This is a genomic window from Sorangium sp. So ce693, assembly GCF_051521375.1.
Lineage (GTDB): Bacteria > Myxococcota_A > Polyangia > Polyangiales > Polyangiaceae > Sorangium > Sorangium atrum.
The window spans coordinates 11,938,494-11,963,660 of the sequence record NZ_CP150347.1 but is presented as its reverse complement, the minus strand read 5'-3'; the positions used below and the strand labels follow the sequence as shown (position 1 = coordinate 11,963,660).

Here is a 25,167-nt window from a genome sequence, read left to right as displayed (position 1 = left end):
CTTCCACGGAAAATCGGAGGTCGTCTCGTGTCCCGTTTCATCGATGAGCTCAAGAGGACGCACCGCTGCGGCGATCTGCGCGAGGCGGACATCGGCAAGGAAGTCGTGCTGTTCGGCTGGGTCGCGCGGCGCCGCGATCACGGCGGCTGCATCTTCATCGACCTCCGCGACCGCACGGGCGTGACGCAGATCGTCTTCGATCGCAGCTACCTCGAGGCGATCAGGAAGCATGGCCTGAAGGCGGAGGAGAAGGACCTCGTCGACGCGCACGCCGCCGCCGAGCGGGCCCGGTCCGAGTGGGTCGTCGGCGTCCGGGGCGTCGTGGTCAGCCGCGAAGGCAACGTGAACGACAAGATCGACACGGGGGCCATCGAGGTCTGGGTCGCCGAGGCGACGATCTTCAACAGGGCGGAGACGCCGCCGTTCGAGATCGCGGACGAGATCGAGACGCGCGAGGAGATCCGCCTGCAGCACCGGTACCTCGACCTGCGCCGGGCCCCGCTCCAGCGGGCGCTGCGGATGCGCCACGAGATCAACCGGGCGACGCGGAATTACCTGTCGGACAAGGGCTGCATCGAGCTCGAGACGCCCTTCCTCGTGAAGTACACGCCGGGCGGGGCGCGCAACTTCCTCGTCCCCTCGCGCATCTCGGCCGGCAAGTTCTACGCGCTCGCCGAGAGCCCGCAGCTCTACAAGCAGCTCTTCATGGTCGCGGGCTTCGACCGCTACTTCCAGATCGTGAAGTGCTTCCGGGACGAGGACCTGCGCATCGACCGGCAGCCGGAGTTCACCCAGATCGACGTCGAGCTGTCGTTCGTGAACCAGGACGACGTCTTCGGGCTGATGGAGGGGCTCGTCTTCGCGGTGTTCAAGGCCGCCCTCGGCAAGGACCTCACCGAGCTCTACCCGACGGGACGCTTCCCGCGCATGCCGTACGCCGAGTCGATGCGCCGCTTCGGCAACGACAAGCCCGACCTCCGCTTCGGGATCGAGCACACCGACCTCACGGACCTCATCATCGAGCACAACGGCGGCGGGGTGCCGTTCTGGGTCGAGCTCGCCGAGAAGTTCAAGTCGGGCAAGCTGCGGCGCGACCTGCCGGCCGAGATCGTGAAGGGGCTCGTGATCCCGGCGAGCGCCAACCTGTCCCGCCAGCAGACCGAGGACCTCGAGCGCGGGCTCCGCGACGTGAAGGGCTTCCGCGGCCTCGCGCGCGCCAAGCTCGCCGAGGACGGCTCCTGGACGCAGTCGCCCCTCACGAAGTCGATCACGCCGGAGCTCCGGCAGAAGCTGAACGAGGTGCTCGGCGCCAAGCCGGGCGATGTCCTCTGCTTCCAGTTCGGCAAGGAAGCCGTTGTGCACACCGTGATGGCGAAGCTCCGCATCGACGTCGCGAAGAAGATGGGGCTCATCCCGGAGTACGGGCATGGTGACCAGTGGAGGTTCCTCTGGGTGACGAACCCACCTCTGTTCGAGTTCGACGAGGACACGGGGCGCTGGGCCGCCGCGCACCACGCGTTCACGCGGCCGATCGACGAGCACGTCCCGCTGCTCGAGAGCGATCCGGCGCGCGTCGAGTGTTACCGTTACGATCTCGTGCTGAACGGGTTCGAGATCGGCGGCGGCTCGATCCGGCTGCACGATCCCGAGGTGCAGGCGCGCGTCTTCAAGACGCTGGGCATCGACGAGAACGACGCGCGCGACAAGTTCGGCTTCCTCCTGGACGCGCTCCGCAGCGGCGCGCCCCCGCACGGCGGCATCGCGATCGGCATGGACCGGCTCGCGATGCTGCTCAGCGGCGCGCCGACGCTCAGGGACGTCATCCCGTTCCCGAAGACCAACCAGGGCACTGATCAGATGACGGGCGCGCCCGTGATCGTCGACGCCGCGCAGCTCGCCGAGCTTCACGTGAAGACGGCGGTCGCGGCCGCGGACACCCGGCAGGGCGCGACGGGCACCGGCAGCGCCGGCGCCTGATGCCGGCCCGGGGGGCACGCGCGCGATCGGATGCACCTCCGGCGGTGGCGGCGGTGGTGTGGCAGCGCGGCGGGCCCCTCGCCGCGCTGCCGCACCGCCGCCGCGATCGCGCTCGCTGTGCTCTGCCTCGCCGCGCGCGGCCGGTCGTGTTGGCCTTTATGTTTGCAGGCCGCGCACTTCTGGTAGGGTAGGGCCTGTATCCTTCGCCATGGCCTCCCCGGCGCGAGTCCTCGTTGTCGATGACAGCCCGACCATCCTGAAGGTCGTCAGCGCCATCCTCGCTCGCAATGGGTTCGACCCGACCGTGGCGCGCGACGGGCTCGCGGGGATCGAGCTGGTCAAGAAGGGACCGAAGTACGATCTCGTCCTCCTCGATTTCGTGATGCCGAGGATGAACGGCTACGCCTTCTGCCGGGAGCTCCGCTCGAACCCGTCGCACCGCAACGTGCCCGTCGTCCTGATGAGCGCCAAGGGCGACAAGCTCAGGGGGCAGTTCGTCCAGCAGACCGGCGCCGTCGACGCGATCACCAAGCCGTTCGACGCGCGCGCGCTCGTCGCGGTGATCGAGGGCGCGCTCTCGAAGGCGGCGGAGGGGCGCGCGCGGCCCGTGCCCGAGGGCGCGAAGATGCCCGACGAGGACACGATCGCCGAGAGCGTGCGGCCGAGCCTCCTCGCCAGGAGCATGCGCCAGCGCGCCGGCGCGGAGTTCGCGCAGCAGCTGTCGACGGTGATGACGCCGGCGATCATGAGCCTCTCGATCGAGGCGCGGACCAACGAGGCCGCGGTGATGCAGGCGGTCGCCCGCGTGATGACGACCGAGGTGGTCTCCAAGCTGACCCTGACGCTCCGCGATCTCGACGACACGCCCGCGGACGCGAAGGAGGTGATGAGCGGCGACGTCTCCGCGATCCCGCTCGCCGAGATCCTCCAGCTGCTCCAGATGCAGCGGCAGACGGGCGTGCTTCGGGTGACCACGAACCGCGCGTCGGTCACGATCTCGCTCCGCCAGGGGCTCATCGATCTGGTGCAGGCGCGCAACTCGTCGGACGAGTTCAAGCTGGGGCGCTACTTCATCGAGCGCGGGCTCCTGACGCGGGAGCGGCTCGAGGCGCTGCTCCGCGCGAAGCGGCCGCACGCGCTGCTCGGCCAGGTGCTCGTGGAGGCCGGCGTCGCGACGAACGACGACCTCATCGCCGTGCTGGAGCGGCAGTCGAGCGAGCTCATCTACGAGGTGCTGCGCTGGCCGTACGGGCGCTTCTCGTTCACGCGCGAGCCGTTCCGCCCCGAGGTCGAGCAGGCGCACCTCGGCCTCCCGGTGTCCGCGCTGGTGCTCGAGGGGTTCCGGCGCGTCGACGAGTGGCGGCTCATGGAGGGGACGATCAACTTCGACCAGGTGGTGGTCGTGGACCAGGTCGCGCTCGACGGCGTGGGCTCCGGCAAGCTGACGCGCATCGAGCAGCTCGTGCTCGGCGCGGTCAACGGCTCGCGCACGGTGAACGAGGTGATCAAGGAGAGCGCGGTCGGCTCGTTCGACGCGATCAAGACGATCTACCAGTTCCTTCAGTCGCGGGTGCTGAGGACCAGGGCGGCCTGAGCGCCGCGGCCGCGCGGGCCATGCGATCCCGTGTGAGGCCGCGCGAGGCCGCGACGGCGCGATGACCGCCGACGCGTCGCGCACCGCAGCAGCACGAGCGAGCGCGGCCCGCATCGCCCGCGGGTCGTCCGTGTGTGTTCGCGTGTTTCGCGTGTTCGCGGTGCTCAGGCCGCCGCACGATGGGCGTAGCGCTGAGCGTTCTCGCAGCGGAGAGGGCGGGATTCGAACCCGCGGATCAGTTTCCCGATCGCACGCTTAGCAAGCGTGTGCCTTCAGCCACTCGGCCACCTCTCCTGGTACCCAGGATGGTCCGCCCGCCCCGTGCTCAGCGCAGGAGCAGCGCGGACCTCGATACATGACGATAGAAAGAACGCTGGCTCGTCGACGCTCGGCGCGGCGGCGAGGGAGCGGCAACATACCAAAGAGGTTGTCGCCGTGCACAAAAGATCGTGCAGGGGGATGCCGGTGGCGACGGATCTCGCGGGGGCGGGACGGACGGCGCGGGAAGCAGGCTGTCGGGCTCGGCCCTTGGCGCTCGGATCGGCCGGGAACCGTCGAACGAACGAGGAGCGCCGAAGGCGCCGGGCCAGCTCCGGTCGCCAGGAGGTCGCCAGGAGCGCGCGTCCATCCGCGCGTCCGTCATTGCGGCACCACGTAGGCCAGGGCCAGCAACACGGCGCCGAGCGCCGCGCAGACCCCCCACGCGCGGGCCGCGCTGCGGGCCAGGAAGGCGAAGCACATCGCCGCGAGCCAGAGCGGCACCACGAGCGAAAAACCGAGGGCGGCCCGCGTGCTCTCGGCGAACGGCGCGAATCGCGCGAGACACACGCTCGCCAGGACCGCGAGCGGGAGGGTCCCGACCAGCGCCGCGAGCACGCGCAGCGCGGCGTCGAGGCGGGCGAGGCGGTCGAGGCGGCGACTAACCATGGCGCGCTCCGAGGAGCGAGAGCGCGGCGATGGCTAGCGGACACAGGAGGGCGAGGCCCCAGACGGCGCGCGGCCAGACCGGCGCGAGCAGGACGAAGGCGCTCGCGGAGCAGAGGAGCGCCGCGAAGGGCACGAGGAGCGCCGCCGCGCCGGCCTCGGCTCGGCTCCACAGCCACACCGACAGCGAGAAGAAGGCGACGGCCAGGGCCCGGGCCGAGGCGCGCCATTCGCGCCTCGCGCGCAGCCGCGCCGCGACGCCGAACGGCAGGCGCTCCGGCCGCGCCCCGTGGAGCAGCGCGAAGGCGAGGTACGCCGAGAGGACCGACGCTGTCTCAACCATGGGTCGCCGTCTGCCGCCTGGCCACGAGCCCTGCCCCGCCGTGAGCCAGCGAGGGCGGCGGCGCGCCCCGCGTCGGCAGGAGCCGCGCCTCGGGTCGCGAGATCGCCCGGCGAAGCGCCCACGCCGAGGCGCAGAGCGCCGCGGCCGTCAGCAGGAGCGCGACGTCGACGGCGACGACGGCGCCGAGCTTCGGCCCCGCGCCGAAGAGCCCCGCCCCCGACCAGCGCGCCGCGAGCGCGGGGACCGGCAGCAGCAAGAGCCCCGCGAGCCCGAGTTGCCGCGACCAGAGGCGCCCGCCGTCCCGCGCGGCGAGCGCCCAGGCGACGCAGAGCCCGAGCGCCACGAGGAACGTGAGCTCCTCGGCGACGACACGGCCGCTCCAGTCGAGCGGAAATGCCCGGCTCACGAGGAACAGCGCCGCGATCGCGACGACGGTCCCCGCGCCGAACCCAACGGTGAGCCGCGCGAGGAGGCAGTTGCCGACGCGCTCTTGCCGCGCCTCCCGTCGAGCGAGCCAGATCCAGTTGCCGGTGAGGATCGTGGCGCACGTCGCCAGGGCGAGCGCGAAGAACAGGATGCGAAGCGTGACGCCGCCGAAATTCGCGAAATGGAGCCCATAGATCCAGCGAATCACGCCGCTGCGCCCGCCCTCGGCGCCCGGCGCGTCGAGCGAGAGGACCGCGCCGTCGACCGCCCGCAGGCGCACGATGCTGCGCGAGAACGGGACGCCCTCGATCGATCCACGGATATCGACGGTGCCGCTGTCGAGGCCGTGGTGCCGGACGGAGAACACCTCCGGCACGAGCCCGGGCGCGGCGGCGCGCGCGCGGGCCAGGTGCTCGTCCAGCGTCAGGCCGCGAGCGGGCGCCCCGCGCGCCGGCTCGTCCGCAAAGGACGCTCCCCAGGCCACCTGGTCCGCTCGAGCAGCGTCTCCGCCGAGCACGGGATCCGTGAACACCGGCACGAGCAACCCCAGGAACACGAAGAACGCGCCGGTGTAAGCGAAGAGGACCTGGAACGGCAGGCCCATCACGCCGAGCACCTTGTGCATGTCCGACCACAGGACACGGCGCGTCTTGTCCGGCCGGAACTGATGAAACTGCCGGACGATGTCCTTCAGGTGGATGAGCACGCCGGTCGTGAGCGCGAGCAGGAGCGCGACACACAGGAGGCCGGCAACATAGAAGAGCCACACGCCGGTGACCCTGTGCCAGAGGTAGTGCAGCTCGAAGAGGAAGTCGGACAGCCGCTCGCGCTCGGCCACGAGCGGCTCCTCTACCCACCGCGAGACCCGCTCACCCTGCGAGAAGTAGAGGAGCCGCGCGACGCCCAGCCCGCCCTCCGGCGGATAGAGCCAGAGCTGCTCGGGCGTCGTCCCCGCGGCGGCGAGCCCCTGATCGAGCGTGGCCTGGAGCCCCACCTGCTCGATCGAGGAGCGCTGCTGGGTCAACGGCTCCTCCCACACCTCGAGTTGCCTCCGGAAGAGCGCGATCCCCCCCGACAGGAACATCACGTAGAGCAAGAGCCCACCGATCACGCCGACCCACGCGTGTACGTCCCAGAAGGTCGTGAAGGCATGGCGGGAGAGCTTCTTGGCCATCGCGAGTCACCTTGTCCCCTCACGCGGAGCGCCGCGCGCCGCTCGATCTCATCGCACCTTCGCCAGACCGTGCAGGTACCCCGGCGCCGTCAGGCCGAGCTTCGGGCCGCCCTCGGCCGTGAGCTCGATCAGCGTGCTCTCCGTGGAGCCGTTCTTCTCGTCGATCGTGAAGACCCGGCCATCGACCTCGAAGAAGGAGACGTTGGCGGGCGAGGGGGCCAGATCCGGGATCTCCTTGGCCTCGTTCGTCGCTGTATCCCACCGCCACCAGCGCCACGCCGGCTGGCTCGTGATCTGAAAGGTCTTGGTCTCCTCGTCGATCGTGGCGAGACTTTCCTCGAACACCCGGAGGAAGAGGCTGTCCCCGCCCGCGGGGATGGGATCACCCACGATCGCGCCGCCGGCCAGCTCGCCCAGGCTCAGGGCGAAGTCCGGGTCGAAGGCGTCTGCGTCCTTCAGGACGCGCAGCGCGCAGGGCTCGGTCTCCAGCCGCTCGACGTGATAGGACGCTCCCGCGAGCGCCGAGCTCACGAAGTAAGCGTCGCCGGAGGCCGTCTCGACGGACTGCGTGATCCCGGCGCACCGGTCGTCGACGTCGAAGCGCACGAGGGTGTCGGTCTCGGTGTCGATCACGACGAGCCCCGTCTCCGGGACGATGGTGTCGGTCGTCTGCCAGTCGAACCACCCCACCGAGAAGAGCAGCGTCTTGCCGCGCAGGACCGAGCCATATCCGTACACCGCCAGGTGGCCATCGCGGTGGGTGTCCGGCAGCGGGATCGTCCCTTCTACCTCCATCGTCGTGGGGTTCCACACGACGATCTGCTCGCCAGCGCGATCCGGATGGTACGCCTTCGTCGGAGAGATGATGTAATTCGTTTGCCAGAGGTCCTGCACGCCGAACGGCTGGAGGCTGATCGCGTCTCCCTTGACGAGCGCGTCGCCGTTGCCGAGCGTGTAATGCGAGATCGTCGGCGACTGGCCGTCACCGATGCCGAACCAGCCCTGCCCCTCGAACGCAAACAGCCTGGCCGATCCGGGGATCTCGAGCGCCTGGGTCGGGTCGACCGGCGTGCCTGCCTCGAGCGACGACACCACGTGGAAGTAAGAGTTGGTCGCGGTGTCGTCCCAGACGCGCGTGGCGACAACGAACGCGTCGCCGCCGTTGCTGCCACCACCGGTGCCGCCCTGTTCGACGGGGCTCGACGTCTCGTCGTCCGCGCAGCCGCCGCCGAGCGCGCCGGTCAGGAGCACGAGCGCAAAGGCCGTCGCGCTCGTCCGGTTCGATGGCCGCTGCTTCCGCTGAATCACACGCATCTGAGTCTCCTTCTGTCGCGCGAGCGAGAGAGCTCGCCTCGACATCGTCGTCATCACATCTCCAGCGTCGCCTTGGAGAACAGCGTCCGCCCGGGTCGCTGGGTACCGTAGAAATCGAAGGCCGGTTCGTTGGTGAGGTTGTGCGCCTCGATGGTGAAGCTCACCGTGCGCGGCGCGTCGCGCGCGACGTAGGTCAGCGCGAGCGAGTGCAGGAGCTGCGAGGGCACCTTGGCCTTGGAGTCGGGCCGCCCCCAGTTCTCGAAGCCGAGGTAGAACCGGTGCACGTAGCGCGTATCCCAGGTGAGCGAGATCACGTCGCGCGGCGCGACGACCTCCTGGAGCTGCAAGCGCGCCGAGCCGTTGGCGAAGAGCCACGGCCGGTTCGGCATCCGTTCGCCCTCGGAGCGAGCAAAGTTCCCCTCGTCCGACGTCTTGCGGAAATCGTCGTAGGTGATGTTGCCGTCGAGGGCGACGTGCTCTCCCGGCGATGTCCAGCCCGCGGCGGCCTCGACGCCCAGCGACCGGGCCCCCGAGACGTGGATGTACTGGATCGAGTCCGTGCGGTTGTTCAGCACGATGAGCCGCTCGACCGCGCGGAGAAAGCCGTTCGCGTCGAGCCGCCACGCGCCCCACGCGGTGTCGCGCGCGTCGATCGTGAATCCGAGGTTTCCATTGTGGCTCGTCTCGGGCTTGAGCTCGAGGTTGGGGACGATCATCGCCCCGTCGCCGAACACCTCGACGGGCCGCGGCAGCCGCGTCGCCCACTCGTACGACGCCTTGGCGTAGAGCCACCCGGAGAAGCGATAGCGAAGGCCATCCCCGACGCCGAGGCGATGGGTGTCGCGCTCTTGCCGGTCGAAGCGCCCGTCGAGCCCCGGGAGCCGCCCCTTCATGCGGAGCAGCTGAACGTAGTCTTTGACGAAGGCTCTGTTCTCCAGGCGATCGTCGAACAGGTTGAGCTGGTGCTCGAGGCCGTGCACCCAGGTGAACAGGCTGTGTCCGCCCCTGAGCAGCTCGCGGTCGTCGTTGTCCAACCTGCGCTCTTCCGCCGTGCGCGCGATGAACGTCGGAGACACGGAGAGCTGCAGCGCGTGCTCCGGGTGGGGCCGGTAGCGGAGGTTCAGGCGGCCGAGGCCGCTGTGCTCCCGGAACACCCGGTCCCGGGGGCGCGGCCCGTCCTCGCCTGGGACGGTGCGCTTGCTGATGCAGCGGCCGGACCATGCGTAGACGCACTCGCTGACATCGAGGAAGGTGGCGCGCCCGTACGTGTACCCGAGGAGCGCTTCGAGGGCGACGCCTCGGCCGATCCCTTGCTCGTACTGGAGCGTCGCGCCCGGCACGGTCTCGCCGTTCGTGACCTCGCCATAAGGCGTCTTCATGACGCCGAACTTGTGCTGATGCTCCTTGTCGTAGTCGGTGACGAAGGCGCGCAGGAGCAGCCGCCGCGCCCAGGGCCGATTCACGAAGCCGAGCTCGGCGCTCCCGCCCGCCGCCCTGTAGGCGTCGTGGAAGCGGCGAACACGGGTGGGCTCGGAGTCCTCTCGTCCGGTCGTCTCGTTCGCCAGCACGACGTCGACCGGATAGTCGTTCTTCGCATAATCGAAGAAGCCGTTCACGCGGGTGAAGAAGCCGCTCGGCTCGTGCAGGTGCCTCGCCGTGAGGGAGAGCCGGTGGGTGTCGTAAGAGCCGACCTCGTAGGACGCCGCGCCGTGGGTGCCGCGGACGTCCCGATCGGTCACCAGGTTGACGGCTCCGCCCAGCGCGTCGGCGCCGAAGCGCACCGGCACCACGCCGCGGTAGATCTCGACGCGCTCGACGAGGTTCACAGGCACGTTCGAGACGCCGAACGGGTAGCCTGCGAGATCGAGCGGCACGCCGTCGATGAAGAAGCGGATCTGTTCGTCCGTGAGGCCGTTCAGCGAGAAACGCGCCCACGACCCGAGCCCCGCGCTCCGCCGCACGCCGACGCCCTGGGTGCGGGCGAGCACCTCGCCCAGATCGGCGGTCCTCCGCTGCGCCTGCTCGGTCTCGATGACGGTGATCGCCTGCGCGGATTGCCGGAGGCGCTCGGCCATCGCGGCGCCGCGCACGGTCACCTCGGCGGGCGCTGCGGTGTTGGCCGGGTCGGGCCCTGTGGCCGGCGGAGGAGCTGCGTTGTTGCTGGCCTGGTCGGGCCCTGTGGCCGGCGGAGGAGCTGCGTTGTTGCTGGCCTGGTCGGGCCCTGTGGCCGGCGGGAGCGTGGTCGCCGCCGTGCCCGTGGCCGCGACCGCGCTTCCGCCCGTCGCCGGGGAGGTGGGCTCGGCCGGGGCCTCCTCGGGGAGCCGGAACTCGTAGCTGTAGAGGATCCGTACAGCGATCGGCGTGCCGCCCCGGCGCGCCGGCGTGAAGCGGGATCGGAGCGCCGCGGCGCGGGCGGCGTCGTCGAAGCCATCGCCGATTGGACCCGTGACCTCGGCCTCGGTCACGCGCCCCGTCGCGTCGATCAGGAGCTTCAGCACGACCTTGCCCTCCCGTCGTGCCGCCCGGGCCTCCCGGGGGTACTCGGCCTCGACGAGCTCGAGCAGCCGCGGCGGCTCGATCCGGGGGCCTTCAGCGCCGGACGGTGAGCGCTCCGGATCGGGCGAGCCGGTGGCAGGCGCGTCCACGCGCGGCTCTCGGTCCCCCCCCGCGCGCTCGGGCGTGCCTCCGTCCTGAGCGTGCGCCGGTGCCTGCAGGCCGAGCAGCAGGAAGGTCAACACGCCTGCAAGCGGGCCTCGAAGCGCGAGAGCACCTCGCGCCACCGCGTCCACCTTGAACCTGGCCCGCGGCTCGGGGCGCGGCGGTTGGGGAACCGAACTGACAAGCATGTCCGAACTTTTCGGTACCCAAGATGAAAACAGAATTCAATTTCATTCGTTGACGGGATCGTGTCGTCCAGAATCCAAGATTCCACTTATAATGGATTCTCCGTGCGCCTCCGGGCCGTGACCTGGTCCCTCCGAGGTGGACCCGGAGCACCCCGCTGACCGGACCGCTCCCCGTTCAGCCACCCCCCGCAGACCTTCCTCAGCGCACCCGGAGCCGGCCCCCGTCCGCCGCTCCGCTCGCCCTCGTCGCGCATCCTCGCAGGCCGTTGTCGGTTTTTGCCTTGACACCGATCGGATCGGTATTCCATACAACCGCCTCCGAGAACTTGATCATCATTTTCATTTTCATCAGCCCGTCGACAGGCGCGTGTCGCGGTCGCTGAGGGAGCCGTCAGGCATTTCGAGCTCGCGACGCTTTGCGTCATCAGGCTCGGAGCCCGGAGCCTGGTGAGCGCGACTGCTTTTCACCGGGCTTTCTTTTTCGGTCTGGAGCTGAGGTGGCGATGGAGTCGAACCGATCCCCTGGGCGTGCGATCAGCGATCGCGGCGGCGGCGCGAACGAGCCTGCGACGCTTGTCGCGCTCCTCCAGCGCCGCGCGGAGCAGCGCCCGTCAGGGCACGCGACCACCTTCCTCGTCGACGGGGAGGCGGACGCCCGCGCGATGACGTACGGCGAGCTCGATCGGCGGGCGCGCGCGCTCGCCGCGGAGCTCCAGGCCGGCGCGCGGGCGGGTGACCGCGCGCTCCTGCTGGTGCCGCCGGGGCTCGACTTCATCGCCGCCTTCTTCGGCTGCCTCTACGCGGGGCTCGTCGCGGTGCCGGTCCCGCTGCCGCAGCGCAAGAGCGGGCTGATGCGCGTGCTGGCCATCGTGCGCGACTGCCGGCCGAGCGTCGTGCTCACCACCGAGGCGTTCCTTGGCGCGGTGACGATGCTCCGCGACGACCCGAGCTTCGCCGAGCTGAGCCACCTGCGCTGCATGGCCGTCGATACGATCCGGGACGGCCAGGAAGACGCGTGGCGAGCGCCGCGCGTGACGGCCGAGACCGTGGCGTTCCTCCAGTACACGTCGGGCTCGACCGGCACGCCCAAGGGCGTGGTGCTCACGCACGGCAACCTGCTGCGCAACGAGCTGATGATCCAGCGCGCGTTCGCGCACACCGAGGAGAGCGTGATCGTCGGGTGGCTGCCGCCGCACCACGACATGGGGCTCATCGGCAACATCCTGCAGCCGCTCTACGTGGGCGTGCCGTGCATCCAGCTCGCGCCCGAGCACTTCCTGATGAGGCCGCGGCGCTGGCTGGAGGCGATCTCCCGCTACCGGGCCACAACGAGCGGCGGGCCGAACTTCGCCTACGAGCTGTGCATCCGCAAGATCCCCCCGGAGCAGCGGGAAGGGCTCGATCTCGGCGCATGGAAGGTGGCCTTCAACGGGGCCGAGCCGATCCGGGCAGCGACGCTCGACCGCTTCGCCGAGGCGTTCGCGCCTGCAGGGTTCCGGCGCGGCGCGTTCTATCCCTGCTACGGGCTGGCCGAGGCGACGCTGCTCGTGACCGGCGGAGCGGCCGATGCGCCGCCCGTCGTGCGCTCCGTCGACCGCGCGGGTCTGGCGCAGGGATACGCGGCGTTCGAGCCGCGCAGGCCAGAGGACAGCGTCTCCCTCGTGGGCTGCGGGGGATCACCCGCCGGCGACGAGGTGCGGATCGTCGATCCAGAGACGCTCAGGCCCTGCAAGGACGAGCGCGTCGGGGAGATCTGGGTCGCCGGTGCGAGCGTGGCCCAGGGCTACTGGGAGCGGCCGGAAGAGACGGCGCTGACGTTCGAGGCCCGGCTCTCGACGGGAGGAGGGCCGTTCCTGCGGACAGGCGATCTCGGGTTCTTCTCGCGCGGCGAGCTGTACGTGACGGGCCGGCTCAAGGACCTGATCATCGTCCGCGGGCGCAACCTCTACCCGCAGGACATCGAGCTCACCGCGGAGGAGAGCCACCCGGGCCTCCGCGCCGGCGGGGGCGCGGCGTTCTCGGTGGACGTCGACGGCGAGGAGCGCGTCGTCATCGTCCAGGAGCTCGGGCGGCGCGCGCCCGCGTCGGGGCCGGCGGAGCCGGCGGAGCTCGGGGCGGCGATCGAGCGCGCCGTGGCCGATCGGCACGAGGTCGCGGTCCACGCGGTGGTGCTCATCAAGCCGGGGAGCCTGCCGCGGACCACGAGCGGCAAGGTGCAGCGGAGGGCGTGCCGCGGCCGGTTCCTGGAGGGATCGCTGGACGCGGTGTGGCAGTCGGCGCTCGACGCGCGCGTCGAGGCCGAGAGCGCGGAGCCACCGCAAACGGCGCTGGAGACGACGCTGGCAGGCATCTGGGCCGAGGTGCTGGGGCGCGCGCGGGTCGGCCGGAGCGAGGAGTTCCTGAGCCTGGGCGGCGATTCGCTGCGGGCCATGCAGGTGAGCGGCCGGGTGAGCGAGGCGCTCGGCATCGACGTGGGGCCGGCGCAGCTCTTCGAGTCGGCGACCGTCGCGGCGCTCGCGGCGTGGATCGAGGCGAAGCAGGCCGGCGCGCCCGCGGGCGGCGTGGCGGGCGGGAGCGCGGCGCTCGCGCCGGTGGAGCGGCCGGAGCGGCTGCCGCTGTCCCTCGTGCAGGAGCGCCTCTGGTTCCTGGAGCAGCTGGTCGCGGGGGCGCCGGTCTATCACATCGCGGCGGCCGTGCGGCTCGCCGGGGCGCTCGACGCGGGGGCGCTCGAGAAGGCGGTGACGGCGCTCGCGGCGCGCCATGAGGCCCTTCGCACGAGCTTTCCCTCCGTCGAAGGGAGGCCCATCCAGAGGATCGCGCCGCCCGCGCCGGTCGCGCTGCCGCTGGAGGACATGAGCGCTCTTGCAGACGAAGCGCGGGAGTCCGCGCTGCAAAGGCGCCTGCGCGAGGAGGCGCGGCGCGCGTTCGACCTCGCCGAGGCGCCGCCCGTGCGCTGGACGCTCGTCCGCACGGGCGAGCGAGAGCACGTGCTCTCGGTCACTTGCCATCACCTCATCGCGGACGGCTGGTCGATGAACGTGCTCCTGCGGGAGCTCTCGCTGCTCTATGGCGCCTTCGCCGCAGGGCGGTCCCCGGCGCTCGCGCCGCTCGCGCTGCAGCAGGCGGATCACGCGCTGTGGCAGCGCCAGAACGAACGGGCGGCGGCGCGCGAACGGGAGCTCTCGTACTGGCGCGACCGGCTGAAGGGGCCTGTGCCTCCCCTCGAGCTCCCCACCGATCGACCGAGGCCTCCAGTCCAGACCTACGCTGGGGCGCGCGAGGAGCTCGCGCTGTCGCCGGAGCTCGTGGCGCGGCTGAGCGCGCTCGGGCGGCGGACGGGCGCGACGCTGTTCACGATCGTGGCGGCGGGGCTCTTCTCGCTGCTGCACAGGTACACGGGCCAGAGCGACGTGTGCATCGGGACGCCGGTCACGGCGCGGCCGCGGGCGGCGCTGGAGGGCGTCGTCGGGTGCCTGCTCAACACGCTGGCGCTGCGGGTCGACCTCTCGGGGAACCCCAGCGTCACCGAGCTCCTCGCGCGCGTCCGCGCGGCGGTCCTCGAGGGACAGGCGCACCAGGAGGCGCCGTTCGAGCGCGTCCTCGAGGCGCTCTCGCTCGAGCGGAACCTCAGCCACACGCCGCTGTTCAACGTGATGATCGCCATGGATCCCGCGCCGGAGCAGGCGCCGGAGATCCCGGGCCTGTCGATCGGCGTGCAGCGGGTGGACACCGGGACGGCCCAGTTCGATCTGACGCTCGGCCTCACCCTGGACGCGCAGGGGGGCGCGCGAGGAGCGTGGGAGTACAACACCGATCTCTTCGATCGCGCCACGGTCGCGCGGATGGCGCGGCACCTGCTCGCGATCCTCGACGGGCTCGCTGCCGGGCCCGAGGTCCGCCTGGCCGATCTGCCGGTGATGGACGCGGCCGAGCGGGAGCAGCTCGTGGTCGGGTGGAACGCCACCGACGCCGAGGCGCCGCTGGATCGCTGCGCTCATGAGCTGATCGAGGCGCAGGTGGAGAGGACGCCGGTGGCGGTGGCGGTGGTGTCCGGCGCGGAGGCGCTGACCTACCGCGAGCTGAACCGGCGAGCGAACCAGCTCGCGCATCACCTCCGGTCGCTCGGCGTGGGGCCCGAGGTGCCGGTGGGGCTCTGCGTGGAGCGGTCGATCGACATGGTGGTGGGCATGCTGGGCGTGCTCAAGGCGGGAGGCGCGTACGTGCCGCTCGACCCGAGTTACCCTGACGATCGACTCCAGTTCATCCTGGAGGACACCGGCGCGCCGGTGCTGCTCACGCAACAGCACCTCGCGGCGAGGCTGGAAGTGCGAGGAGCCAGGACGCTGTGCCTGGACACGCAGAGAGAGCGCATCGAGCGAGCGCCGGGCGGCAATCCAGAGCGCCGGGGGACGCCGGAGTGCCTGGCGTACGTGATCTACACCTCGGGTTCGACGGGCAAACCGAAGGGGGTGATGATCCCGCACAGAGGCCTTGTCAATTACCTGAGCTGGTGCGTGGAGGCGTACCGGGTGTCGGAGGGGCAAGGCGCGCTCGTGCACTCGTCGATCGGGTTCGATCTGACGATCACGGGGCTGTACGCGCCGCTGCTCGCGGGCGGCCGGGTGATCCTGGCAGGCGAGGTGGAAGGCGAGGGGCTGGCCCGGGCGCTCTGCGAGCAACAGGGCCTGAGCCTGGTGAAGCTGACGCCCGCGCACCTTTCGGTGCTCAACCACCTCGTCAGGCCGGAAGAGGCGGCGCAGCGCACACGGGCGTTCGTGATCGGAGGAGAGGCGCTGAGCGGGTCGACGCTGCAGTTCTGGCAGCAGAACGCGCCCGAGACGCGGCTGATCAACGAGTACGGACCGACCGAGACGGTGGTCGGCTGCTGCATCCATGAGGCGGGGCGCGGCGAGGGAGACGCGGCCTCGGTGCCGATCGGCCGGCCCATCGCCAACACGCAGCTTTATGTGCTCGATCGGAAGCTCGAGCCCGTGCCCGTGGGCGTCTCCGGCGAGCTGTACATCGGAGGAGCAGGGGTGGCGCGCGGGTACCTGAACCGCCCTGCGCTGACGGCGGAGCGGTTCGTGCCAGACCCGTTCCGCGCGGAGGCGGGAGCGCGGCTGTACCGGACAGGCGACGCGTGCCGGTGGCGAGGGGACGGGACGCTGGAGTACCTGGGCCGGCTCGATCACCAGGTGAAGATCCGCGGATACCGGATCGAGCTCGGCGAGATCGAGAGCGTGCTGATGCAGCACGAGGGCGTGCGCGAGGCCGTGGTGGTGGCGCGGGAGGACTCGCCGGGCAACAGGCGACTCGTCGGCTACGTGACGGGGCGAGACGGGACGGCGCCGGAGCCGGAGGCGCTGCGGGCGTGGGCCGCAAAGGCGCTCCCGGGCTACATGGTGCCGGCGCCGATCCTCGTGCTGGAGCGATTGCCGCTCTCGCAGAACGGCAAGGTGGACCGGCGCGCGCTGCCGCCGCCGGAGGCGCTCGCCGCGACCGCCAGGGACACGACGCCGCCGCGCACCGAGCTGGAGCGCACGCTCGCGGCGATCTGGCGAGAGGTGCTGTCGGTCCCGCAGGTCGGCATTCACGACAACTTCTTCGATCTTGGCGGACACTCGCTCTTGCTGGCCAAGGTCCACAGCCGGCTGCGCGACACGGTGGACCGTGATCTGCGGCTGCTGGTGCTGTTCCAGCACCCGACGATCGCCTCGCTCGCGGCGGCGTTGAGCCGGGATCCAGGCGCCGAGGCGGCGCCGCAGGGCGGAGCGCCGGACGGCGAGCGGGCGAGGGCCGCGCAGCAGCGGCGCGGGGAGATCTTCGCGCGGCGGCGCGGCGGACTGGAGACCAAGAAATGACAGCACCGATCAGCGGCGAGCCCCGCCCGGGTCTGGACATCGCGATCATCGGCATGGCCGGGCGCTTCCCGGGCGCGCCGGACGTGGCGGCGTTCTGGCGAAACCTCTGCGCGGGGGTCGAGTCCGTCTCGATCCTCACCGACGAGGAGCTCCTCGGCGCGGGCGTGGACCCCGCGCTGATCGCGCGGCCCGAGTACGTGCGGGCGCGCGCGGTGCTCGACGACATCGAGCTGTTCGACGCGGAGCTCTTCGGGTTCACGCCGCGCGAGGCCGCGGCGCTGGATCCGCAGCACCGGCTGTTCCTGGAGTGCGCGTGGGAGGCGTTCGAGAGCGCCGGGATCGACCCCGAGCGCGCGGGCGGCCCGGTCGGCGTCTACGCCGGATCGAGCCTGAGCGGGTACCTGCCCCACCTCTTCCCCGACGGGCCGCGCCTGCAATCGGCGGCCGACATCGCGGCGCTCCTCGCGCTCGACAAGGACTTCCTCACGACCCGCGTGTCGTACAAGCTGAACCTGGAAGGGCCGAGCATCGCCGTGCAGACGGCCTGCTCCACGTCGCTCGTCGCCGTGCACCTGGCCTGCCAGGGGCTGCTCACCGGCGACTGCGATCTGGCGCTGGCGGGCGGCGCCTCCGTCAGCGTCCCGCAGAAGAGCGGGTACCTCTACCAGGAAGGCGCGATCGCGTCGCCCGACGGGCACTGCCGCGCGTTCGACGCCGGCGCCCGCGGCACCGTCGGCGGCAGCGGCGTCGGCGTGGTCCTCCTGAAGCGGCTCGACGACGCCATCGCGGATCGGGACGCGATCGTCGCGGTCATCAAGGGATCGGCCGTCAACAACGACGGCCGGGCCAAGGTCGGGTACACCGCGCCGCGCATCGACGGGCAGGCGCGCGCGATCCGCGCGGCGCACGCGGCCGCGGGCGTGGACGCGGGCTCCATCACGTACGTGGAGGCGCACGGCACCGGGACGCCGCTCGGCGATCCGATCGAGATCGCGGCGCTGACCCAGGTCTTCCGCGCGACGACCGATCGGAAGGGCTTCTGCGCGATCGGCTCGGTGAAGACCAACGTCGGGCACCTGGACGCGGCAGCGGGGGTCACCGGGCTGATCAAGGCGGCGCTCGCCGTGGCCCGCGGGCGCATCCCGCCGAGCCTGCACTTCCGCGCGCCGAACCCCGCGCTCGACCTGGAGAACAGCCCCTTCCGCGTGGCCGCCGAGCTCACGGCCTGGTCGACCCCAGGCGCCCCGCGCCGCGCCGGCGTGAGCTCCTTCGGCATCGGCGGCACGAACGCGCACGTCGTGCTCGAGGAGGCGCCGCCCCCGCCGGAGGTGGACGCGCCCCGGGCGTGCGAGCTGCTCGTGCTGTCGGCCCGGTCGAGCGCGTCGCTCGAGCGCCTGACCGACGCGCTCGCGGAGCACCTGGAGACCCACGCCGATGTCGAGCTCGGCGACGTGGCGTTCACGCAGCAGCTCGGGCGCCGGGCGTTCGGCCACCGCCGCGCGGTGGTGTGCCGCTCGCGCGAGGAGGCAGCGCGCGCGCTGCGCGGTCGCAGCGACGCGGTGCGCACGGGCGGGCCGGTGGCCGGACCGCGGGCGATCGCGTTCCTGTTCCCCGGGCAGGGCACCCAGCGCCCCGACATGGGCCGCGATCTCTACGAGACGGAGCCCGTGTTCCGGGCCGAGGTCGACGCCTGCGCTTCGCTGCTGCAGCGCCACCTGGGCACGGACCTCCGGACGCTGCTGTTCCCGGCGCCCGCGGACGTCGAGGAGGCCGCGCGGCGCCTCGATCGGACGTCGATGACGCAGCCGGCGCTGTTCGTCGTGGAGTACGCGCTCGCCCGGCTGTGGATGGCGTGGGGCGTGACGCCCGACGCGATGCTCGGGCACAGCGTGGGCGAGTACGTGGCCGCCTGCATCGCGGGGTGCCTGTCGCTCGAGGACGCCGTGGCGCTGGTGGCGGCGCGGGGGCGGCTGATGGAGGCGACGCCGGACGGCGCGATGCTCGCGGTGTCCGCGGCCGAGGCGGAGGTCGCGGGATGGCTCGGCGACGAGGTGGCGCTGGCCGCCGTCAACGGGCCGCGGCAGTGCGTGCTGTCCGGAAGGGCGGCGGCGATCCAGCGGGTCGAGCAGGAGCTCGCGGGCCGGGGGATCGAGGCGCGTCGGCTGCGCGCGGGGCGGGCCTTCCACTCGCACCTGATGGACGGCGCCCTCGCGGCGTTCCGCGAGGCAGTGGGCAGGGTCACGCTGCGGACGCCGCGCATCCCGTGGATCTCGAACGTCACCGGGACGTGGATCACGGCGGCCGAGGCGCAGGACCGCGAGTACTGGGTCCGGCATCTCCGCAGCACGGTCCGCTTCGCCGATGGCGTGCGGACGCTGCGGGAGAAGTCGGAGCGGATCTTCCTGGAGGTGGGGCCGGGGCAGACGCTCACGGCGCTGAGCCGGCAGCTCGCGGGGGAGTCGCTGGCGCTCGCGTCGATGCCCATGGGGCGGGAGCCTGCACACCAGGGCGCGGCGGGGGCGGCGCTGCTCGACGCGGTCGGGCAGGTCTGGGCGGCCGGCGCTGCGGTGGACTGGGCAGGCCTGCAGGCGGGGCGGCACCGGCGGCGCGTCGCGCTGCCGGCGACGCCGTTCGAGCGAAAGCGGTACTGGCTGGAGCGCCCCGGAGCGAGGGGGGCGACCTCAACCTCGGTCGGTTCGACCTCAACCTCGGTCGGGACCTCAACCTCGGTCGGTTCGACCTCAACCTCGGCCGGTTCGACCTCAACCTCGGTCGGTTCGACCTCAACCTCGGTCGGGCCCCCAACCTCGCTCGGGCCCACCTCAACCTCGGTCGGGACCTCCGCGGCCGAGGAGGTGGCCGCCGGCGCTGCCGAGCGCCTGTCGCCTGACGCGGTGACGGCGCAGGTGACGGCCATCTGGGCGCGGGCGTTCGGCATCGAGCACGTCGACCCCGGGAAGAGCTTCTACGACCTCGGCGGCGAGTCGCTCCTCGCCCTGCAGATCCTCAACCGCGTCCGCGAGACGTTCCAGGTGGAGCTGTCGCTCCGCGAGTTCCTCGAGCGGCCCACCGTGGCCGCGCTCGTGGAGCGCGTCCAGCAGGCCCGAGGGCAAGCGCCCGCGAGCCCCGAGCCGGCCCTGGTCGCGCTGCCCCGGACCGCGCGGCGGCTCCCCGGCGCCGGAGGCCCGAAGGCGCCGGCGCTCCCGGACGGCGAGCCGGGCGGCTCGAAGGCGAAGGGACGAAAGTGAGCGTGCTCGGCTTCCTCGTGCGCCGGTCCCGCCGGTCCCTCCTGCTCGCCATCGCCGCCGGCGTGATCAGCGGCCTCGCGGCCGCCGGCGTCATCGCGCTCGTCCACGAGGCGCTCTCCGCGGACGACCGCCCCGCGGCGCAGCTCGCCTGGGCCTTCGCAGGGCTCGCCGTCGCCGGCGTGCTGAGCAGGGCCGTCTCTCAGGTGCTCCTGACCCGGCTGGGACAGGCCCTGATCGCCGAGCTCCGCGTGCAGCTCAGCCAGCGCATCCTCGAAGCGCCGCTGCGCCATATCGAACAGGTCGGCCCCCACAGGCTGCTCGCGACGCTCAACGACGATCCGGCCGTGATCTCGCAGGCGTACATCCACCTGCCCCTCCTGTGCGTCAACCTGGCCACCGTCCTCGGTTGCCTGGCCTATATCGGGCGGATCGCGTGGTCGGCGCTGGCCATCGTGCTGGGCGCGATGGCGCTCGGCGCCCTGCTCTTCCGGACGCACCAGCGGCGCGCGATGCGCGCGTTCACGCTCGCCCGCGAGACGAGCGACGCCCTGTTCCAGCACTTCCGCGGGCTGACGGGCGGGATCAAGGAGCTCAAGATGCACCGCGGGCGCGGGAAGGCGTTCCTGTCCGATGTCCTCGGCGGCAGCGTCACGACGTACGAGCGGGCGTTCGTCGCGGGCACGACCGAATACGCCGTCGCGATGGGCTGGGGCACGCTGCTCTTCTACGCCGTCCTCGGGATCGCCCTGTTCGCCCTCCCCGTCTGGGCAGGCCTGACGACGCCGGCGCGCTCCGGCGTGGTGCTGGCGATGCTCTTCCTGATGACGCCGTTCGCGCAGATCGTCGAGCTGCTGCCGTCCGTCGGGCGCGCCAGCATCGCGCTCGACAAGGCGAGCCAGCTCGGCCTCGCGCTGACGCCCGAGGCCGCGGCGCCGCCGCGCGGAGGCGGCGCGGAGGGCGCGCGCGCGACGTGGGAGCGCATCGAGCTGGCCGGCGTCACGCACCGCTATTACCGGGAGAAGGAAGAGGGCAGCTTCCAGCTCGGGCCCATCGATCTGGCGTTCCGGCCCGGCGAGATCGTGTACCTCGTCGGCGGCAACGGCAGCGGCAAGACGACGCTGTCCCTCCTGCTGCTCGGGCTCTACGCGCCGGAGTCCGGCGAGATCCGGCTCGACGGCGCGGTCGTCGACGACGCGAGCCGCGATCGGTATCGACAGCTCTTCTCGGTCGTCTTCGCGGACTTCCACCTCTTCGAGCACCTGCTCGGCCTGAACGGCCCCGACCTCGACGAGCGCGCCCGGCGCCACCTCGAGCGGCTGCAGCTCGATCACCGGGTGCGCGTCGAGCAGGGCGCCCTCCGCGTGACCGGGCTGTCGCAGGGGCAGCGCAAGCGCCTCGCCCTCATCACCGCCTACCTCGAGGACCGGCCGTTCTACGTGTTCGACGAGTGGGCGTCCGACCAGGATCCCCAGTTCCGGAAGTTCTTCTACACGGAGCTGCTCCCCGAGCTCCGGGCGAGGGGCAAGACCGCCCTCGTCATCACGCACGACGACCAGTACTTCGCGCTCGCGGATCGCTGCCTGCGGCTCGACTTCGGCCGCCTGTCGGAGCTGCCCGCGACCGCCGCCGAGCCGCGATCGGCGCCGAGAGAGCACGCCGCGAGCCCCCGCGCCGACGAGGGCGGTCGGGCCCGCTCGGCGCAGATCCACCGCCTCCCCGTCGAGCGGCAGGCCGCGCTGGAGCCCAGCGCCAACGGCCATGAGGCCATCAGAGCAACGGAGCATGAAGCATGAAGCGTGACATTCGATCACTCCTCGCCTCGGCGCTCGTCTCGCTGGCGGCCGCCGGCTGCGCGGAGAGAGCCCCGGGCGTGACCCGAGCCCCGGCGCAGCGCGCCGGCAACGCGACGACGCTGTCCGGCCTGGAGGACACCGTCACCGTCACGTCCGATCGGCTGGGGATCCCCACGATCCGCGCCGCCTCCCGGCAGGACGCGCTCCGCGCCCTCGGCCTGATCACGGCGCGCGACAGGATGTTCCAGATGGACCTGCTCCGCCGCAGCAGCGGCGGGCGGCTCGCGGAGATCCTCGGGCGCGGCCTGCTGGAGGCCGATACCCGGCAGCGCCAGTTCGGCGTCCCGCAGGCCGCGGCGGCGATCCTCGCGCGCCTGCCGGAGAGCCAGCGCGCCGCGCTCGACGCGTACGCCGAGGGCGTCAACGCGTACCTCCGGAGCGCAGAGGCGCTGCCCGTCGAGTTCCAGAAGCTGGGCTATCGGCCCGAGCCGTGGCGCCCCGAGGACAGCGTCCTCGTCGTGCTGGGGATGTTCAACGCCCTCAGCGAGAGCGAGGACATCGAGCGGACGCAAACGGTCCTGACACAGAGCCTCCCGAAGGGCGTGATGCCCTTCCTGCTCGAGAGCGTCGACCCGTACACGAGGTCGCTGCTCGGCGCGCAGGCCGCCGCGCCTCCGCCGCTGCCGGCCGAGGCGCTGCGAGCGCTGGTGGCGCAGGGCCGGAATCAGCGCCCGCCGAGCCGACGCGTGCTCAGCGAGGACGCCGGCGAGGCGCCGATCGGGTCGAACGGCTGGGCGGTGGCCGGCAAGAGGACGCGGGACGGCCGCGCCATCCTCGCCAACGACATGCACCTCCAGCTCGGCGTGCCCAACATCTGGTATCGCGCCGAGCTCCGCTACGGCGAGCGCGAGGTCGCGGGCGTTGTGCTGCCCGGCGTGCCCGTGGTCATCGTGGGGACGAACCGCCATGTCGCCTGGGGGCTGACAAGCCTCCTCGGCGACGTGATGGACCTCGTGCGGCTCGAGACCCTCCCCGAGCGCCCGGGCGAGTACCGGACGCCCTCCGGGTGGAATCGGTTCGACGTCGCGCAGGAGACGATCAAGGTCCGCGGCGAGCCCGACGCGAGCGTCACCGTCCGCAGCACGATCTGGGGGCCCGTCGCGGCGCGGCCGCTCCTCGGAGCGCCGGTCGCGATCCGCTGGACGGCGCTCGATCCCGAGGGGGTCGACATCGGGCTCCTCGAGATGGATCGGGTCCGGAGCGTCGACGATGCCGTCGCCGTGATGAGCGCCGCCGGCGGGCCCGGGTGCAACGTCCTCTTGGCCGATCGAGCCGGCCGCGTGGCGTGGACGGTGACAGGGCGCATGCCCCGGCGCCGCGGGTTCGACGGCTCGGTCAGCGTCTCCTGGGCCGACGGGCGCGCCGGCTGGGACGGCTACCTGGCCCCCGCCACGTTGCCGCGCATCGTCGATCCGCCGTCGGGGTTCATCGTCAACGCCAACCACCGCATGCCGCTCGGCGAGGGCGCGCCGGTGCTCGGCCACGACTACGTGAACGGCTACCGCGCCTACCGCATCACCGAGCGCCTGCGCGAGGCGCGCCAGGTCGCCGAGGCGGACCTGTTCCAGCTGCAGCTCGATACGCGGGCCGAGTTCTTCGCCTTCTACCGCGACCTCGCGCTGCGCGCGCTCACCGGAGAGGCCCTGTCGAAGCGGCCGGCGCTCGCCGAGGCGCGGCGCGCGGTGGCCGCGTGGGACGGCCGGGCGGACGTGTCCAGCGTCGGGCTGCCGCTCCTCGTGCGGTTCCGGCGCGTCCTGGCCGACGACGTGTTCGCCGCGTGGCTCGGCCCGAACCGCGCCGCGGAGCCGGACCTCGAGCTCGCGCTGCCCGACATCGACACGCCCCTCCAGCGCGTCCTCGACACGCACGCGCGCTCGGCCGATCTGGCGCCGGCGCCGGCGGGCGGATGGGACGCGTTCGTCCTCGCGGCGCTGGAGAAGGCCGTGACCGCCGTGAAGCAGGAGAACGGCGGGCGGCCCCTCGACCAGCTCGAGTGGGGCGCGGTGAGCCGGGTGCGGATCGCGCACCCGCTCGGCGCGAGCCCGGAGCTCGCCGCGCTCCTCAACATGCCCGACGAGCCGCTCGCGGGGTGCGGCTTCTGCGTGCGCCTGGCGGTCCACGCGGTCGCCGCGAGCGAGCGGCTCGTCGTCTCGCCGGGCCACGAGCAGGACGGCATCCTGCACATGCCGGCCGGCCAGTCGGGCGATCCGCGGTCGCCCCACTACCGCGATCAGCAGCGCGCCTGGGTCGACGGGCGCCCGCTGCCGCTCCTGGCGGGGCCGGCCGAACACACGATCACGCTCGTTCCCGAGCGCCGCTGACGTCATCACCGCATCTCGAAACGGAGGAGTCCATGGCCAACGATGAACGCGAAGACAACACCATTTACAAAGTCGTCGTGAACCACGAGGAGCAGTACTCGATATGGCCCGAGTACCGCGAACCCCCCCTCGGGTGGCGCGACGCGGGCAAGACCGGCACGAAGGCCGAGTGCCTCGATCACATCAAGGAGGTCTGGACCGACATGCGGCCGCTCAGCCTGCGCAAGCAGATGGAGGAGGGCCGGCCGTCGTGACCGCCTCGAGCGCTCTGTCACAGGGCGAGGCGCCCGAGGGCGCGGCGCGGAGCGAGGCGGCAGGCCTGTCGCGATCGTTCTTCCCGGGAAGCGCCCTGCCGCTCGTCGTGAGCCCGCTCGGCCGCGGCGACGCGGCGAGCGTGCCCGCGCTCGCCGCGTCCATCCGGGCGTGCGCGGAAGAGGAGCTGATCCGGCACGGCGCGGTGCTGTTCCGCGGCTTTCCTGTCCGATCGATCGCCGACTTCCACGCCTTCGTCCGGCTCGTGACGCCGGAGCTCCTCGATTACACGTTCGGGTCGACGCCGCGCTCCCACGTGCAGGACAGGATCTACACGTCGACGGAGTACCCCGCTCACCAGCACATCCCCCTTCACAACGAGCAGTCGTACACGCTCGACTGGCCGCTCAAGATCTGGTTTCACTGCGCGCAGGCCGCGCCCGAGGGGGGGAGCACGCCTATCGCGGACAGCCGCGAGGTCTTCCGTCGCATCCCGGCCCCGATTCGGGAGCGGTTCGCGGCGAAGAAGGTGATGTACGTCCGCAACTACGGGAACGGCCTGGACCTGCCGTGGCAGAAGGTCTTTGGCACGGACGACCGGGCCGAGGTCGAGCGCTTCTGCCAGGCGGCAGGCATCGAGTGCGCGTGGAAGGCCGACGGCGAGCTGCGCACACGCCAGGTGTGCCAGGCCGTGGCCGCCCACCCGCGCACCGGAGAGCAGGTGTGGTTCAACCAGGCTCACCTGTTCCACGTCTCCAACCTGGACCCGGCCGCGCGGGAGGCGCTCCTCTCGATCTTCGCCGAGGAAGACCTGCCCCGCAACGCCATGTATGGAGACGGATCGCCCATCGAGGGCGCCGCGCTCGACGAGATCCGCGAGGTGTACAGGCAGCTCGCCGTGGAGTTCGCCTGGCGAGAGGGGGACGTGCTCCTCGCGGACAACATGCTGATCGCCCACGGGCGCGCGCCCTACCGCGGCCCGCGCAAGGTCCTTGTAGCCATGGCCGAGCCGTACCGGGCCAAAGCCTCCTGAG

General features: G+C 71.9%; 13 protein-coding genes and 1 tRNA gene. 8 read left to right on the top strand and 6 right to left on the bottom strand.

All coding sequences use genetic code 11. The features are described 5' to 3' along the window. Nucleotides 1–27 precede the first annotated feature (27 nt). Together aspS and WMF14_RS44590 are read left to right on the top strand one after the other, a co-directional pair. Nucleotides 28–1,977 carry an aspartate--tRNA ligase gene (gene aspS / locus WMF14_RS44595; RefSeq protein ID WP_437796555.1) on the top strand — a complete coding sequence of 650 codons (1,950 nt, stop codon included), beginning with the start codon at nucleotides 28–30 and terminating at the stop codon, nucleotides 1,975–1,977. Between the two features lie 208 nt (nucleotides 1,978–2,185). Beyond that, entirely contained in the window at nucleotides 2,186–3,571 is a 1,386-nt protein-coding gene (locus WMF14_RS44590) for a DUF4388 domain-containing protein (protein WP_437796553.1), read from the top strand. A gap of 207 nt (nucleotides 3,572–3,778) precedes the next feature. Here WMF14_RS44590 and WMF14_RS44585 read toward each other — a convergent pair. The 6 genes from WMF14_RS44585 to mxcH all read right to left on the bottom strand — a co-directional run bounded on the left by WMF14_RS44585 (nucleotide 3,779) and on the right by mxcH (nucleotide 10,490). After that, nucleotides 3,779–3,865 (bottom strand) — tRNA-Ser (locus WMF14_RS44585). Between the two features lie 345 nt (nucleotides 3,866–4,210). Beyond that, nucleotides 4,211–4,498 (bottom strand): hypothetical protein, encoded by a 288-nt coding sequence (locus tag WMF14_RS44580; protein WP_437796552.1) that lies wholly within the window; start codon nucleotides 4,496–4,498, stop codon nucleotides 4,211–4,213. Then, complete coding sequence (locus WMF14_RS44575) at nucleotides 4,491–4,838, bottom strand: hypothetical protein (RefSeq protein ID WP_272101864.1); 348 nt, start codon at nucleotides 4,836–4,838, stop codon at nucleotides 4,491–4,493. Before WMF14_RS44575 ends, WMF14_RS44580 begins: the two co-directional genes overlap by 8 nt. Beyond that, nucleotides 4,831–6,438, bottom strand: a complete 1,608-nt coding sequence (locus WMF14_RS44570) for a PepSY-associated TM helix domain-containing protein (RefSeq protein WP_437796550.1) — start codon at nucleotides 6,436–6,438, stop codon at nucleotides 4,831–4,833. The genes WMF14_RS44575 and WMF14_RS44570 overlap by 8 nt, the downstream gene beginning before the upstream one ends. A gap of 48 nt (nucleotides 6,439–6,486) precedes the next feature. Beyond that, nucleotides 6,487–7,752, bottom strand: a complete 1,266-nt coding sequence (locus WMF14_RS44565; RefSeq protein ID WP_437796548.1) for a hypothetical protein — start codon at nucleotides 7,750–7,752, stop codon at nucleotides 6,487–6,489. Nucleotides 7,753–7,805: 53 nt separating this feature from the next. Further along, on the bottom strand, nucleotides 7,806–10,490 hold the full coding sequence (gene mxcH, locus WMF14_RS44560; protein ID WP_437796546.1) for a TonB-dependent siderophore myxochelin receptor MxcH: 2,685 nt from the start codon (nucleotides 10,488–10,490) through the stop codon (nucleotides 7,806–7,808). A gap of 611 nt (nucleotides 10,491–11,101) precedes the next feature. On the opposite strand from mxcH, the gene WMF14_RS44555 reads away from it, so the two are divergent. The 6 genes from WMF14_RS44555 to WMF14_RS44530 are packed head-to-tail and all read left to right on the top strand — an operon-like array spanning nucleotide 11,102 to nucleotide 25,166. Then, nucleotides 11,102–16,459: an amino acid adenylation domain-containing protein gene (locus tag WMF14_RS44555; RefSeq protein ID WP_437796544.1), complete on the top strand. Its 5,358-nt coding sequence runs from the start codon at nucleotides 11,102–11,104 to the stop codon at nucleotides 16,457–16,459. Further along, nucleotides 16,456–19,707 (top strand): type I polyketide synthase, encoded by a 3,252-nt coding sequence (locus WMF14_RS44550; RefSeq protein WP_437796543.1) that lies wholly within the window; start codon nucleotides 16,456–16,458, stop codon nucleotides 19,705–19,707. The genes WMF14_RS44555 and WMF14_RS44550 overlap by 4 nt, the downstream gene beginning before the upstream one ends. After that, nucleotides 19,704–21,500 (top strand): cyclic peptide export ABC transporter, encoded by a 1,797-nt coding sequence (locus WMF14_RS44545; RefSeq protein WP_437796541.1) that lies wholly within the window; start codon nucleotides 19,704–19,706, stop codon nucleotides 21,498–21,500. Before WMF14_RS44550 ends, WMF14_RS44545 begins: the two co-directional genes overlap by 4 nt. After that, entirely contained in the window at nucleotides 21,497–23,881 is a 2,385-nt protein-coding gene (locus WMF14_RS44540) for a penicillin acylase family protein (RefSeq protein WP_437796539.1), read from the top strand. Before WMF14_RS44545 ends, WMF14_RS44540 begins: the two co-directional genes overlap by 4 nt. Nucleotides 23,882–23,913: 32 nt before the next feature. Next, the gene (locus tag WMF14_RS44535) at nucleotides 23,914–24,135 is read left to right on the top strand and encodes an MbtH family protein (RefSeq protein WP_437796537.1); all 222 of its coding nucleotides are present in this window, start codon (nucleotides 23,914–23,916) and stop codon (nucleotides 24,133–24,135) included. Then, nucleotides 24,132–25,166 carry a TauD/TfdA family dioxygenase gene (locus tag WMF14_RS44530; protein ID WP_437796535.1) on the top strand — a complete coding sequence of 345 codons (1,035 nt, stop codon included), beginning with the start codon at nucleotides 24,132–24,134 and terminating at the stop codon, nucleotides 25,164–25,166. The genes WMF14_RS44535 and WMF14_RS44530 overlap by 4 nt, the downstream gene beginning before the upstream one ends. The last annotated feature ends 1 nt before the right edge of the window (nucleotide 25,167 follow it).